Raw genomic sequence first — 14578 nt, forward strand, 5'->3', positions numbered from 1 at the left:
AAATAGTATGAAGAAAGTTATTTTAGGCTTATATTAATTTTTTCTAAAAAGCTAATAGTATTAGCACCTTCCATAAACAAAAGATCTAAAATAGATAAATTAGGTATAAATCCGTATTTATCATCAAACATTTGAATATAAGAATCCATTTTTATTTCAACTCCTTTTTTGGCAATAGCTAAAGGTCTGAAGTCTTTGCTTTCAGAGTTTAACTCGTAACTAGTTGTTTTGTTAAATCGTTGCTCAATTTGTAAAGCGTCAGTTACAAATAAATGAGTATCAATATTCAAGTCTTGTAAAAACGTGTACTTTTTATTAAAAATAGCTTGTAAATCATCTTCAAAAAATTCAAAAAATGGAGAAGAACGATAAGCTGATTGTAATGACTTAAAATGTTGTTGTTGCCAGGGGAAGTCATTTTCTACTAAGGTGTCTTTGGTCTTTTTTCTACCTTCTTTTGTCTTATGTTTAACAGGAATATTAAGAGCTAATTTACCATTGGCTCCATAAATATAACAGCGATTACGATAGGTTTGCTTTTGATAATTATCTTCTATTTCAAAAGTAATAGCATCCGATTGATAGATTGCTGCATACTGTGAAATAGGAGCAAAATAAGTTGGAATAAAAAGTGACATTATGCTTTTTTCTTTTTACTTTTTCTAAAACTGTACACGATATAACCTCCAATCAACAATAAAACTAACCAAAGGTAAGAAACAGGTTTACCATTTCCTCCAACAGTTGTAAACATTCTGTCCCAACGAATAGAATTTAACTTAGCAATAAAACTAGGTGCATTAGCATCCCAACTTAACCAAATCATAACAGGTTTACCAACTACGTGGTCAAAAGGCACATATCCCCAATTTCTAGCGTCTAACGAACGTTGACGATTGTCTCCCATCATCCAGTAGTAATCTTGCTTAAAAGTATATTCTTTTGCTTTCTCACCATTGATATAAATGTCGTCTCCAAAAATTGTTAAATTGTTATTCTCATATCTACGAATAATCTGCTCATAAAAAGGAATTGTTTTAGAATTTAATTTAACAGTAGCTTCTTTTTTAGGAATATATATTGGTCCAAAATTATCCGAAGACCAAGCATATCTTGGGTCATGAGGAAAAACTGATTTGTCATAAGTTCCTTTTGGAGTTAAGTGTTTTTTAATACTTTCTACAATAGGGTTTTTAGCTATTAAAGCAGCTTCTTCATCTGTTAAGTTTAAAGCATATTTACCATCAGGCATTACTTGTCCTTCTCTAATATTATATCTAGAAAGGGCTCCTTGGCTAAACTTTTCTCCGTTGGTATCAACTATAAAATGCCATTGTGGTTTCGCTCTATCTGGTAAAACAGTTTTCTTTCCATTAATAAAAACATAACCATCACGTACTTCTAAGCTATCTCCAGGAATTCCTACAGCACGTTTTACGTAGTTCGTACGCTTATCAATTGGTTTATAGGTAAAGTTACCAGAGTTATCTCCCCACATTGTGGCTAAAGAGTCTGAAGGCCAGCTAAAAACAACGATATCATTACGCTTAATTTTTTGAAAGCCAGGAACACGCATATAAGGTAAAGAAAGCTTGTTTAATAAACCTTCCTTGTTTTTATCATCAGATAAAAATGATTTTATACCCAATCCAGGAATAGTATCGTGTGCCATTGGTGCAGCAACGGTAGTCATTGGTACACGTGCACCGTAATGAAACTTACTTACAAATAAATAATCACCAACTAATAAGGTTTTCTCTAAAGATGAGGTAGGAATAGTGTATGGTTGCATAATATAAGTATGTACTAAAGTAGCAGCAATAATAGCAAAAGCAATAGAGCTAACCCATTCACCTAAAGGAGATCTTGGTTTTAAACTTCTGTTTTCAATATATTTTGCATCTGTAAAATAATTGATATAATAGATATATAATCCTAAAGTTAGAATAGCTAAAATAGTATCAGGTCTTTTGTTAAAACCAAAACTTCTACAAGTTTCAACCCAAATAATAGGGAACATTAATAGGTTAACTATAGGAATAAACAATAAAATCACCCACCATTTTGGACGATTTATTATTTGCATCAATACAATAGCATTATAAACAGGTATAGCAGCTTCCCAAGCTTTTTTACCTGCTTTAGTATATAGCTTCCAAGTACCTAAAAAATGAACAACTTGTATGAATAAAAAGAATAAAAACCATTCAGTAAATGTCATAATCTATATATTTTGTAGTTCCATTAAGGAATAAAATTCAATTTTATTTGTGTGTTTTTTGAGTTGTTTGTTACGTTATTAACCTAAGTTTAACACATCTCGCATAGTAAAAACACCTGTTTTATTATTTAACCACTCAGCAGCAATTACAGCACCTAAAGCAAAACCTTGACGATTATGAGCTGTGTGTTTAATATCAATAGTATCTACCTCAGAATTGTAAGTCACGGTGTGAGTACCCGGAACATCTGGAGTTCTGATAGCTGTAATAGGAATATTTTCTTCTGATGTTTTTTCGTCTAATTCCCAAGCTTTTTGGTTAGTGTTTTCAATAACACCTTCTGCCAATGTAATTGCAGTACCGCTTGGAGCATCTAACTTTTTAGTATGATGAATTTCTTCAATAGAAACATTGTATTGTTCTAAAGTACTCATCATTTTAGCAAGCTGTTTGTTTAGTTCAAAGAATACATTAACCCCTAAACTAAAGTTAGAAGCATAAATAAATGCACCTTTCTTGTCATTACATAAATCAACAATATCGTTGTATTTATCTAACCAGCCAGTAGTTCCAGAAATAACAGGTGTATTATTGTTAATACAATTGCTGATATTGTCGTATGCTGAAGAAGGAATGCTAAAGTCTATTGCTACATCAGCTTTTGTAATATCATACACTTCTTTTCCAGAAGTTTTTATAACAATTTCATGTCCTCTTTGTAAAGCAATTTTTTCAATTTCTTTACCCATTCTACCATAACCAAGTAAGGCTATTTTCATCTTAAAAAGAATATTTTAGTGTTAAACCAACTTTCGGTGCTTCGATAAATAAAGGATCTGGAGTGATTACTGGTTTTACAGATAAGCTATCATCTGTGTCAAATTGTAATAAGTGTGCATTAACACTGGCTTCAACAATTTGCAAAACATATAAAAGTACACCAGTTAATAATGATAAATCTCTATTTTTTCGTAAAGTTTTCTGTGCACTTTCTAAACCAGCAGTAGAAATAAGAACAGTTCCGTCCTCTCTAGTAAATTCGTCTTTTAATCCTTGTTTACGAAGTTTAAAAGCTGTTCGGTATCGATCATACTGATCACTATTATCAATATAAAAATATGCACTAGCACCTATTGCAGCCCATACTATTGGGGCTTTCCAATATTTTCCATTATAAATTTGCCCTCCTCCGGGGAAAATAGCTGAGTAAAAGGCAGCTTTTGAAGGTGACAAAGGATTGTATTTGTCACTTGTTAACTGAAGTTGTTTTGCCCTAACGGCAATAGAATCTTTTTGAGCAAAAGTATTTTGAAACAAAAAAAGACTAAAAAAAGCGAATATGATTATACGTACGTTCAATTACTTTAGTAAGTTTTTAATACGGTTAAAATCTTCTTCAGAATGAAAAGGAATAGAGATTTTACCTTTTCCACGATTGTTCACCGTTACGTCAATTTTATGTCCAAAATAGTCGCTAATATCCTTAACACTTTCAGAAATGTAATTAGGTAAAGCTTTCTTTTTAGCTGTTTTAGCAACCTTACCAGCTTTTAAGTTTTTTACAAGTTCTTCAGTTTGACGTACTGATAGTTTATCACGAACAATTTTCTCATAAATATTTAATTGATCAGAGTTACTATCAACATTAATCAATGCACGACCGTGCCCCATTGAAATAAAACCATCACGCATTCCTGTTTGAATAATAGGATCTAGCTTAAGTAAACGTAAGTAGTTAGTAACTGTAGAACGCTTTTTACCAACACGGGTACTTAGTTCTTCTTGAGTAAGTTGAATTTCATCAATTAAACGTTGATAAGAAAGAGCAACTTCAATAGGGTCTAAATTTTTACGTTGGATATTTTCCACCAACGCCATTTCTAGCATTTCTTGATCATTCGCTAAACGAATGTAAGCAGGAACAGTTTTATTACCAATAAGTTTAGAAGCCCTAAAACGACGCTCTCCAGAAACTAATTGAAACTTATCGCTTGATAGTTTACGTACAGTAATAGGCTGAATAACTCCTAATTCTTTAATAGAACTAGCTAATTCGCGCAACGCTTCTTCATCAAAATAAGTCCTAGGTTGGTAAGGGTTTACATCGATTGAGTTTATATCAATCTCAATAATATTTCCAACCAACTTATCTGCATTTTTGTCTTCTGCTGAGTTTACTTCTGCAGTTTCCTTTAATAATGCTGATAAACCTCTACCTAAAGCTTGTTTTTTTGTTGCTTTTGCCATGTACAGTAATTATGCGTTTTTAGTTAAAATTTCGTTCGCCAAATTTAAGTAATTTACGGCACCTTTACTCGTTGCATCGTATGAAATTATACTTTCTCCATAACTTGGTGCTTCACTTAAACGGATATTTCTGTGTACTATTGTTTCAAAAACCATAGAACTGAAGTGTTTGCGTACTTCATCTACCACTTGGTTTGACAAGCGTAAACGAGAATCGAACATAGTTAATAACAAGCCTTCTATTTCTAGCTCTTGATTGTGTATTTTTTGAACACTCTTAATTGTGTTTAATAATTTTCCTAAACCTTCTAAAGCAAAATATTCACATTGAATAGGGATAACAACAGAGTCGGCAGCTACTAGAGAGTTTAAAGTTATTAACCCTAAAGATGGGGCGCAATCAATTAAAATAAAATCGTAATCATCTTTAATATCTTCTAACGCTTTTTTTAACATGTACTCGCGTTGTTGCTTGTCTACCAATTCAATTTCAATAGCAACTAAATCAATATGAGCAGGAATTAAGTCAACGTTTGGAGAGTCAGTTTTTAAAACAGTGTCTTTCGCAGAGATCGTGTGTTCTAAAACCTGATACGTTCCAATTTCTATACTTTCAACGTCTAAACCTAAACCAGAAGTAGCATTTGCTTGGGGGTCAGCATCAATTAACAACACTTTTTTTTCTAAAACACCTAAAGCCGCAGCTAAGTTTACAGATGTAGTAGTTTTACCTACGCCACCTTTTTGATTTGCAATTGCAATAATTCTACCCATTATAATTTATAAAGTTTGAAAGAGGTAAATTTACAATTATTTCTCATTTTTGAAAGAGAAAGATATTAAATAAAATAACAAAAGCCACAGAGTTTTGATTCTGTGGCTTTTGTAATTTTTATATGTAGAAAATTTATTACCCGTTTAACATTACTGGCATAACAAGCATAGTTACTAACTCGCCTTCTTCAGTACCGTCAATTGGAGTTAAAATTCCAGCTCTATTTGGTAAGCTCATTTCAATTAAAACGTCGTTAGAGTTTAAGTTGTTTAACATTTCGCTAAGAAAACGAGAGTTAAACCCAATCTGCATATCGTCACCTTGATAATCACAGTTTAATCGTTCGTCGGCTTTATTAGAATAGTCTAAATCTTCTGCAGAAATATTTAATTCAGTACCCGCCATTTTCAAACGAATTTGATGTGTTGTCTTACTAGAGAAAATAGATACACGACGTACAGAATTTAAGAAAGAAGCTCTGTCAACAGTTAATTTGTTTGGGTTTTCTTTTGGTATAACAGCTTCGTAGTTAGGGTATTTTCCATCAATTAATCGACAGATTAATACTACATTATCAAAAGTAAATTTGGCATTAGTATCATTATATTCAATAGTCACATTGTTTTCTGATCCCCCTAAAATTCCCTTTAATAAGTTTAAAGGTTTTTTAGGCATGATAAATTCGGCTGATTTATCAGCAGTAATATCGGTACGTGTATATTTAACTAATTTATGAGCATCAGTGGCTACAAAAGTTAATTCTTTTGAATTGAACTGAAAAAATACACCACTCATAACAGGACGTAAATCATCATTACCAGCCGCAAAAATAGTTTTAGAAATAGCTGTAGCTAAAATATGAGAAGGGATTTCAGTGCTGCTAGGAGAAGGTAATTCTACAGCTTTAGGGAACTCATCTCCACTAAAGTATGCCATGTCATATTTTCCTTGTTCCGAAATAATCTCAATAGTGTTATCTCCTTCAATCTTAAATGTAAGAGGTTGTTCAGGAAATGTTTTTAAAGTATCTAATAATAAACGAGCATTTATAGCAATCGCTCCAGTATCAGTACTTTCAACTTCAATAACTGATGACATGGTTGTCTCAAGGTCGGAAGCTGATATTTTTAATTCGTTTTCAGATAGTTCAAATAAAAAGTTATCTAAAATTGGTAACGTGTTATTGCTATTTATAACCCCACCTAAAACTTGTAGTTGTTTTAATAATTGTGAGCTAGATACGATAAATTTCATTTAGTAATTTTTCTATTTATTAGACTTACAAATATATCTTAATTTGATGATTTTAAAAATTATTTTTTCAAAGAGTGCAATACTCTTAATTAAATTGATAATTTAATTGTATTGTACCATAAAAATTTCCTTTAGGAACACGCGAACTTTTAAGTTTTTTTGTATGGTAGTTTATGGCATAACCAAAATTAAAACGATTACTTGTAAAACGAATTCCAAACTCCGTTGTAAATTTAAAAGGTTCTACATCAAACGTTACAGGGCTTTTTTTGTTTAAAAAGCTACCTTCAATAGTTGCGTCATAAGCAACATAATGGAGCATTGGTTTTAGGTATAAAAAAACTTCCGTCTTATTTTCGAAATTAGTGTTTTTATTGTTTAAGTTTCCATGAAAAGCAATAGAATTAATAATACTTTCTAGAGGCTTAAAGCCAATACGAGTAAATAAACCAGTTGATAAATCAGTATAAACAGTACCTAACCTAGCAGAGTTTGTCCAGTTAAGGTCAAAAACATTGTCTTTAGTTATTTTTTTAATATAATCGACCTTTAGATTAAGAGCAAAAGCATCTTTTATTTGATAATCCCATCCAGTAGCTTCTTTAAAACCATACATTTTATGTATAATCCCTTGAAGTTCTTCACCAAAAGAATAAGATCCAATAGTTCCTATTTGTAAAGCTGTTTTGAGAATAGATTTATTAGCGTAAAATCGGTTAACCCCAAAACTACCGAATAAGTAGCTAGCAAAAGGACGATCATGTTCTTCAATAGTTTCAACAACAGCCTTATAAGGAGTGTACATATGGTGACCTAATTGGATTTCATATATTTTTTTATCAATATTTTCAGCTTGCTTTTTACTTAAGAAGCGGTATGTTAAAAAGGCTCCGTTTGTATAATATCGATCTTGATAGGTGGAAACATATAAGTCATTATCATTTAAAAAACTTAATTCTTTGCCATATTTACGTTGTGAGAATAGATAGAGAGTAAATAAGATAAATAAAAGTGACATGTTTTTTTTCATAGGTGTAAATATCGTATTATTTTAGCACAACCTTGGTTAAATTATTAACAAGAATAATTAATAAACATATGAAAGAAAAGCAAGTATTAACAATTGAAGATTTTGAAAGTGTTTCTACAAATGAAGAGTTGCTAGCAATTATAAAAAAAAAGGAAATTTCAATAACCAAGGTTCAGGTAAAGTTAAATTACGAAGAGGAACTGAAAAAACTACAGATAGAGTTAGTGAAACTTCAGCAATGGATTGCGCAAAATAAGAAGCGAGTGGCAGTTATCTTTGAAGGAAGAGATGCAGCGGGGAAAGGTGGGAGTATAAGACGTTTTATGGAGCATATGAATCCGCGTTCTACTCGTTTAGTAGCTTTGAATAAACCTACAGATGTAGAAAAGGGACAATGGTATTTTCAGCGTTATATTAAAGAATTACCAAATCCTGGGGAAATAGTTTTTTTTGATCGTAGTTGGTACAATAGAGCTGTAGTTGAGCCTGTAATGGGGTTTTGTACGGACGAGCAGTATAAGAATTTTTTGGTTCAAGTGCCTGAATTTGAACATATGTTATATGAAGATGGAGTTGTTGTGATAAAATTTTGGTTATCAATTTCAAAAGAAGAACAGTTACGTCGATTTAATTCTAGGAATAATAATCCTTTAAAGCGTTGGAAGTTCAGCCCTGTAGATAAACGAGGACAAGAGTTATGGGATAAGTATAGTCATTATAAAAATGAAATGTTTAGTAAAACGCACACAGCTTATAGTCCTTGGATAGTAGTAAAGACAAATAACAAAAAAGAAGCTAGAGTTGAGTGTATGCGTCATGTATTGTCTCAATTTGATTATAAAGGAAAAGAAGAGGCGCAAACTATTTTAACACCAGATCCAAATATAGTAATGCGTTATTATCGTTCAGTAAAACATTTAGATTAATTATGGGAAAGTTAACTCAAAGAGATGTAAATAAATTAAATACAACAAGAGGATTAAAGGCTTTACTGTCTAAATCTTTTAATATAGAAAGAGCAATTCGATATGTAGATTACGAACGAAAGTTAAAAAAATTACAAGTAGAGTTAATTCGTTTACAAGCTTGGACAATAAAAAAAAATGAACGAATAATTGTAATTTTTGAAGGAAGAGATGCTGCTGGAAAAGGAGGGGCAATACGTAGAATTACAGAACGTATCAATCCTCGTCATATGCGAATAGTAGCGCTTCCTAAACCAAATGAAGATGAAAAAACACAATGGTATTTTCAAAGGTATGTAGAACAGTTTCCAAAAGCAGGTGAAATAGTTTTTTTTGATCGCAGTTGGTATAATAGAGCAGTAGTAGAACCAGTTAATGGTTTTTGTACACAAGAAGAGTATGAGGTTTTTATGAATCAAGTAAATGATTTTGAACGTATGATTTTAGAGTCAGGTATTCGTTTGGTAAAAATCTACATGTCTATTAATAAAAAAGAACAAGCTAAACGATTCAACGATATAAAAAACAACCCATTAAAACAATGGAAAATGACGCCTGTAGATGAAAAAGCGCAAGAACTTTGGGATAATTATACAGAGTATAAAAAGGCAATGTTCTCAAAAACAAATACAGAAATATCTCCATGGAAAGTTATTCGAGCAAATAGGAAAACTATAGCAAGAATAAGTGTGATTAATCACATTTTAAAAAGTATACCTTATGACAAGAGTATAGAAGTGTAGCTAAGATAATTTTTGATAAATTTCTTCGAAAATAAAAAATAACTCACCAGCAATTTGTTTACTAACTTTTAAGTATGTTTCTTCGGTTAAGTCTGTATTGTCAGATGTTTGAGGGTCGTTATAAGGTAAATGAAAACGTTCAATAGCATCAGGTATATATGGACAGTTTTGGTCGGCATTATCACAAGTAGTTATAGCTACAAAAGGATAACTGTTTTGGGGGTGATCATATAACTTAGAAAAACCTAAAATTGATTTTTTAGTTCCTTTAAAAGAAACTAAGTACCTTGGATTCTGGTGAGAAAAATCAACAACGTTAAAGATAAAGCCAGTTTTTTGTAAACATTTCACTGTGTTTCTATGAAAAGAAGTGGTTTCTGTTCCGCCAGAATAGGTGAACATGTTCTTTAAGTTAAAATATTCAATAGCAAAAAAGCTCCACACTTGTGCAAACTGACTTCTACGAGAATTATGAGTACAAATAAAATTTAAATTTATTTTTTCTCTGTCAAGATATTCTTCGTAAATAGTGTCTATTATTTCAAGCAATAAATCTTTTCGGTCTTCGGTAAGGGTTAACTCTTTTCTAGCTTCCTCAAAGAAAATTTTTGTATTGATATTCTTAGTGTTTATCATTTATTTGCAGTTATTTTGCATAATTAAATCATTTGCAAAAATACAAGCTAATACCCTTTTGGCTAATTAAATAAAGGTTAAGGATGTGTTTAGAAATAGGAAATAAAGTAGCAGTAATTGATGCTGATATTAAAGGAGTTGTAACAAAAATTAAAAATGAAGAAATTTTTGTTAAAGATGAGGGAGGAATGGAGTATTGTTTTCTTAGGAAAGAGCTAGTAAAAGTTGAGGTAGATCAAAGTGAGTTAAGTAAATATTCGGATATTAACAATCCAATGCTTAAAGCCAAGACTCAAAATAAAGAAAAGAAGAAAAAAACATCTTTTATAAAAGATAAGAGAGAAGTGGTAATGGAAGTAGATTTACATGCTGAAAAGCTGTTAAAATCTACAAGAGGAATGGATAATTTTGATATTTTATCAATACAAATTAATACAGCAAAACATAAGTTAGAGTATTGTATATCTAAAAGAATATCAAAACTAGTTTTAATACATGGAGTAGGAGATGGAGTTTTAAAAACTGAGTTACAGTATTTATTAAATAATTATCCAGTTAAATATTACGACGCTTCTTATCAAAGATATGGGCAAGGAGCAACAGAGGTATATATTTTTCAGAATCAATAATTTTTTGAAAACATAACTATTGTTAAGAAAAACTTATTTTTGCTCTATGAAATCTGTTTATTTAGACAATGCCGCAACAACACCTATGTTGCCCGAAGTTATTGAGGTTATTCAACAATCAATGCAAACCAATTTTGGAAATCCGTCATCCATACATCAGCATGGTAGAAAAGCTAAAGCTGCGGTAGAAACAGCTAGAAAGAGTATAGCGAAACATTTTAATGTGTCTTCAAGTGAAATCATTTTTACATCAGGAGGGACCGAAGCTGATAACTTAATTTTGTTTAATGCAGTCTTAAACTTAGGAGTAGAGAGAATTATTACTTCCAAGATAGAACACCATGCAGTTTTAAACACTGTACAGTTTTTAGAAGAAAAACATAATCTAGTAGTAGATTATGTTAAGGTAAATGAAGAAGGAGCTGTTTCAATGGAGAGTTTGGGGGATTTACTAAATAAATCAAAGAAAAAAACTTTGGTGAGTTTAATGTATGTGAATAATGAAATAGGTAATTTACTATCAATAGAAGAGGTTGTAGCATTATGTAAAGAGCATGAGGCGTATTTTCATTCAGATACCGTACAAGCTATTGGGCATTATGATATAGACTTACAAAAAACACAAATAGATTTTATCACTGCAAGTGCACATAAGTTCCATGGACCTAAAGGGGTTGGTTTTGCTTATTTTAAAAAAGGGATTGGAATATTACCAATGTTACATGGTGGTGAACAAGAAAAAGGAGCAAGATCTAGTACAGAAAACGTACATTCAATAGTTGGAATGGAAAAAGCGTTGACTATTGCTTTTGAAAATTTACAAAAAGACAAAAAATATATTTTTGCATTAAAGGAATATTTTACAAAAAAAATAAAAGAAGTTATTCCAAATATTAGAGTTAATGGAGAGTCAATAGAAAAGACTAGTTATACAATTGTAAATATACAATTTCCTTTAGAGGATAAAATGCTGTTATTTAATTTAGATTTATCTGGGATAGCTGTTTCTGGAGGTAGTGCATGTCAAAGTGGAAGTAGTAAAGGATCTCATGTGTTACGAGAACTCTTAAGTGAAAAAGAAGAAAGGAATGCTTCTGTAAGATTTTCATTTAGTAAATTAAATACAATTGAAGAGATTGATTATAGTTTAAATCAGTTAAAAATGATATTAAACAAATAAAAAAGTTGTTTTTATTTGTTTTAAAGCTTTTTTTTTATTTATTTGTGCTTAGCATTTAATAAGGAATAAAACTCTTTTAGAGGTGTGTTTAAGAGGTTTATTTGTTATAATCTTTAGTTATTTTAAGCGCTTTAGATATATTTTTTTATTATAATGTGACTTAAATTGTTAATTTTACGTCTAATGTTTTAGTGAAAGTAAAAAAAGTTTACTTTTGCACATTCAAAATTTTAGAGGCCCCCCACGAGAAATAAGTTGTATAAGAGCAACTTAATGTTTTGTGTGGGGCTTTTTTGTATCCCACTGTATTGTTTATTAAGAATAAAAGTCTTGAAGAATTTCAAGGAATAAAATTGTATATATAAAATAAAATGTATTAATATGGGGGAGAGTTACATTTCAAATAACTTTATAACAAGAAAAGATATTAAATTCTTTTTAACCTTAATTTTTCTAAGTGTAATAGTGCACTTAAGGGCTCAAGTAGCAGTTACGCCTAATCCTACAGCTTTAGAAATAGCAACAGAGTTACAGTCTGCAGGAGTAGTAATAACAAACCCTGTTATCACTAGAGGTGCAACAAATCAAATAGCTCTTTTTACAAATGGAGAAGGAGGAGCTAACTTAGAACTTGATAGAGGTATAGCTTTTACAACATCTAATGTTAATCAGGTTTTTGTTACAAATAATGAAACAGGGTTGTCTGTAAATGCTTCTGGAACAGATCATATAGATGCTGATTTAACAGCTATAGATTCTCAAGCAACTAGAGATGTAGTTGTTTTTGAATTTGATTTTAGAGCATTGCCAAATTATACAGGAGTTCTTTTAGAGTATCAATTTGGTTCAGAAGAATACCCAGATTATGTAGGGTCTCCTTTTAATGATGTTTTTGGTTTTTTCGTGACAGATCCATTTGGATTAGATCCAACAATACCAAATATGGCACCAGGTGCAAACTTAGCACAGGTACCCGGTACTACAAACCCAGTAGCAATTAATAACATAAATGCAGGTTTTAGAGGGAATTCAGGAGGTGGAGCAAACTATCCAGGTATTACTCCTGATTTGTCGCAAGGTGCATTATATATTAATAATGGACATGTTTTAGATAATGATGCTGACCCAAATAATGCTGGTCCTTTAAACAACAATCCTGGAGCCACTCCTATTGGTGTAGAGTTTAATGGTATTACTAGAAAACTAACAGCAAATATAAATTTGACACCAGGTATAACATACCATATGAAAATAGCTATTGCGGATGTGACCGATTCAAGTTTTGACTCAGGAGTATTTATTACAAGAGTTGGAGGTGTACCTATTATAGTTGCAGAAGATGATTTTGGAGAAATAGTAAGTACAAATGGGGGAGTAGCTGTAGCAAATGTGTTAACAAATGATACCGTAGCAGGTATAACTAATCCATCAGCATCAGGAGTAGAACTATCAGAAGTTAGTTCTGAAAACCCAGGAATAACATTAAACACAAATACAGGAGAAGTTTCTGTAGCACCTGGTGTGCCAGCTGGTGTATATGAATTAGTATATAGTTTATGTCAACCTTCAACAAATTGTGATACAGCTATAGTAACAGTAACAGTTTTAGCAGATAGTGATGGAGATAATGTTGCAGATAGAGATGATTTGGATGATGATAATGATGGTATTTTAGATACGGAGGAAAATAATTGTACAGGAACTATCAGTTATGAGTTTTATAATTCCTATCCATTATCAAATACAGTAGACGATATACCAACTACAGGGGCTTTAGCAACAGGAACACGTACTAATTTTAATGTAGATCAACTGTGGGCGCTACATACCCCAGGTGATCATGAAACATTTAGTGTTAGATACAAAGGGTTGTTAAGAATAGATACAGATGGGGCTTATACGTTCTATACAACATCTGATGATGGGTCTAAACTGTTTATAAATGGTATAGAAGTCGTTGACAATGACGGACCACATGGAAGTCAAACACGAAGTGGTCAAATAACTCTTAAATCAGGAGTCCATGAACTCGAAGTGTTATTTTATGAAAGAACAGGAGCAGAAAATTTATCTGTAGAATATGAAGGTCCATCCATATCAAGAAGAAACTTACCATTCTCTAGATTAAGCTGTCTGTTAGATTCCGACAATGATGGAATTCCGAATCATTTAGATTTAGATAGTGATAATGATGGGTGCTTTGATGCAGTAGAAGCAAGTGAAAATGTTTCTTCTGGTCAGTTAGACGGAAATGGAAGAATAGATATAGCAGCTCAAGGAAGCATCGATAGCAATGGAGTTCCTAACCTTGTAAATGCTTCTGGAGCATCAGATATAGGAGGTGATCAAGGACAAGAGACCACAGGTAATGAAATTGTTGCTACTCAAATACAAATGGACACACAACCAAGTGATAGTACTATATGTTTAGGGAGCAATGTTACTTTTACAGCCGCAGCAAGCTCTTTAAGTACAGCTACTTATACAGGAACCGCCCCAGGAACAAATCCGGATTACAGTGGTAGTACAAGTACTACAACTGGATTGGTATATCAATGGCTAGAGCAAGTAGGAGGTGTCGGAGCTTGGAATAGTATATCTAATGGAGGAATATATAGCAATGCAACTACCCCTGCATTAACCTTAACCAATCCACCAATAACAGCTTCCAATAATAAATATAGGTTGATAGTAACAAGTACACTTAACACCTGTCAGACTTTAGCTTCAGATGAAGCATCCCTTACAATTATCCCTACTTCGGTGGGAGGAAGCATTGCGGGAAGTACCAATGTGTGTACCGGAACCAATTCAACAACACTGACCCTAAGTGGACAGACAGGAAATATCATCCGTTGGGAAAGTTCTACCGATAACTTTACCACTGATACCGATAT

Annotated in this window: 14 protein-coding genes; 5 read left to right on the plus strand and 9 right to left on the minus strand. The window is 31.9% G+C overall.

From position 1 onward, the window contains the following. Positions 1–17: 17 nt before the first annotated feature. From ABMY20_RS08145 to ABMY20_RS08180, 8 genes are all read right to left on the minus strand, one after another. Entirely contained in the window at positions 18–638 is a 621-nt protein-coding gene (locus ABMY20_RS08145; RefSeq protein ID WP_047789663.1) for a WbqC family protein, read from the minus strand. Then, complete coding sequence (gene lepB / locus ABMY20_RS08150; protein WP_173361189.1) at positions 638–2221, minus strand: signal peptidase I; 1584 nt, start codon at positions 2219–2221, stop codon at positions 638–640. Before lepB ends, ABMY20_RS08145 begins: the two co-directional genes overlap by 1 nt. A 78-nt stretch (positions 2222–2299) precedes the next feature. Next, complete coding sequence (gene dapB, locus ABMY20_RS08155) at positions 2300–3001, minus strand: 4-hydroxy-tetrahydrodipicolinate reductase (RefSeq protein ID WP_173361188.1); 702 nt, start codon at positions 2999–3001, stop codon at positions 2300–2302. A gap of 1 nt (position 3002) precedes the next feature. Then, on the minus strand, positions 3003–3581 hold the full coding sequence (locus ABMY20_RS08160; RefSeq protein WP_047789666.1) for a DUF5683 domain-containing protein: 579 nt from the start codon (positions 3579–3581) through the stop codon (positions 3003–3005). Further along, the gene (locus ABMY20_RS08165) at positions 3582–4469 is read right to left on the minus strand and encodes a ParB/RepB/Spo0J family partition protein (RefSeq protein ID WP_047789667.1); all 888 of its coding nucleotides are present in this window, start codon (positions 4467–4469) and stop codon (positions 3582–3584) included. Between the two features lie 9 nt (positions 4470–4478). Beyond that, positions 4479–5243, minus strand: a complete 765-nt coding sequence (locus tag ABMY20_RS08170; protein WP_047789668.1) for an AAA family ATPase — start codon at positions 5241–5243, stop codon at positions 4479–4481. Positions 5244–5379: 136 nt separating this feature from the next. Continuing rightward, on the minus strand, positions 5380–6498 hold the full coding sequence (dnaN, locus tag ABMY20_RS08175; RefSeq protein ID WP_047789669.1) for a DNA polymerase III subunit beta: 1119 nt from the start codon (positions 6496–6498) through the stop codon (positions 5380–5382). Between the two features lie 85 nt (positions 6499–6583). Beyond that, positions 6584–7516, minus strand: coding sequence for a lipid A deacylase LpxR family protein (locus ABMY20_RS08180; RefSeq protein ID WP_253269487.1), 933 nt, complete (start codon positions 7514–7516; stop codon positions 6584–6586). A gap of 80 nt (positions 7517–7596) precedes the next feature. Between ABMY20_RS08180 and ppk2 (ABMY20_RS08185) the strand changes: the two genes are divergently transcribed. Next, positions 7597–8454 (plus strand): polyphosphate kinase 2, encoded by an 858-nt coding sequence (ppk2, locus tag ABMY20_RS08185; protein ID WP_047789745.1) that lies wholly within the window; start codon positions 7597–7599, stop codon positions 8452–8454. 2 nt (positions 8455–8456) lie between these two features. Then, positions 8457–9236 carry a polyphosphate kinase 2 gene (ppk2, locus tag ABMY20_RS08190; RefSeq protein ID WP_047789671.1) on the plus strand — a complete coding sequence of 260 codons (780 nt, stop codon included), beginning with the start codon at positions 8457–8459 and terminating at the stop codon, positions 9234–9236. Here ppk2 (ABMY20_RS08190) and ABMY20_RS08195 read toward each other — a convergent pair whose 3' ends face one another. Beyond that, the gene (locus ABMY20_RS08195) at positions 9237–9872 is read right to left on the minus strand and encodes a hypothetical protein (RefSeq protein ID WP_167714029.1); all 636 of its coding nucleotides are present in this window, start codon (positions 9870–9872) and stop codon (positions 9237–9239) included. A gap of 83 nt (positions 9873–9955) precedes the next feature. On the opposite strand from ABMY20_RS08195, the gene ABMY20_RS08200 reads away from it, so the two are divergent. From ABMY20_RS08200 to ABMY20_RS08210, 3 genes are all read left to right on the plus strand, one after another. After that, a complete protein-coding gene (locus tag ABMY20_RS08200; RefSeq protein ID WP_047789673.1) occupies positions 9956–10501 on the plus strand; it encodes a Smr/MutS family protein in 546 nt (181 codons plus the stop codon). Between the two features lie 46 nt (positions 10502–10547). Next, the gene (locus ABMY20_RS08205; protein ID WP_349265051.1) at positions 10548–11681 is read left to right on the plus strand and encodes a cysteine desulfurase family protein; all 1134 of its coding nucleotides are present in this window, start codon (positions 10548–10550) and stop codon (positions 11679–11681) included. A 381-nt stretch (positions 11682–12062) separates the two neighbouring features. Next, a partial coding sequence (locus tag ABMY20_RS08210; RefSeq protein ID WP_349265052.1) for a choice-of-anchor L domain-containing protein occupies positions 12063–14578 on the plus strand: 2516 nt, incomplete at its 3' end.

The sequence above is a fragment of the Tenacibaculum sp. SSH1-16 genome, assembly GCF_040104435.1.
GTDB lineage: Bacteria > Bacteroidota > Bacteroidia > Flavobacteriales > Flavobacteriaceae > Polaribacter > Polaribacter mesophilus.

Bases quoted from the DNA above. Each gene is read 5' to 3' on its own strand.
- ABMY20_RS08145 (WP_047789663.1), bottom strand. From the start codon at position 638: ATGTCACTTTTTATTCCAACTTATTTTGCTCCTATTTCACAGTATGCA.
- lepB (WP_173361189.1), bottom strand. From the start codon at position 2,221: ATGACATTTACTGAATGGTTTTTATTCTTTTTATTCATACAAGTTGTT.
- dapB (WP_173361188.1), bottom strand. From the start codon at position 3,001: ATGAAAATAGCCTTACTTGGTTATGGTAGAATGGGTAAAGAAATTGAA.
- ABMY20_RS08165 (WP_047789667.1), bottom strand. From the start codon at position 4,469: ATGGCAAAAGCAACAAAAAAACAAGCTTTAGGTAGAGGTTTATCAGCA.
- ABMY20_RS08170 (WP_047789668.1), bottom strand. From the start codon at position 5,243: ATGGGTAGAATTATTGCAATTGCAAATCAAAAAGGTGGCGTAGGTAAA.
- dnaN (WP_047789669.1), bottom strand. From the start codon at position 6,498: ATGAAATTTATCGTATCTAGCTCACAATTATTAAAACAACTACAAGTT.
- ABMY20_RS08180 (WP_253269487.1), bottom strand. From the start codon at position 7,516: ATGTCACTTTTATTTATCTTATTTACTCTCTATCTATTCTCACAACGT.
- ppk2 (WP_047789745.1), top strand. From the start codon at position 7,597: ATGAAAGAAAAGCAAGTATTAACAATTGAAGATTTTGAAAGTGTTTCT.
- ppk2 (WP_047789671.1), top strand. From the start codon at position 8,457: ATGGGAAAGTTAACTCAAAGAGATGTAAATAAATTAAATACAACAAGA.
- ABMY20_RS08195 (WP_167714029.1), bottom strand. From the start codon at position 9,872: ATGATAAACACTAAGAATATCAATACAAAAATTTTCTTTGAGGAAGCT.
- ABMY20_RS08200 (WP_047789673.1), top strand. From the start codon at position 9,956: ATGTGTTTAGAAATAGGAAATAAAGTAGCAGTAATTGATGCTGATATT.
- ABMY20_RS08205 (WP_349265051.1), top strand. From the start codon at position 10,548: ATGAAATCTGTTTATTTAGACAATGCCGCAACAACACCTATGTTGCCC.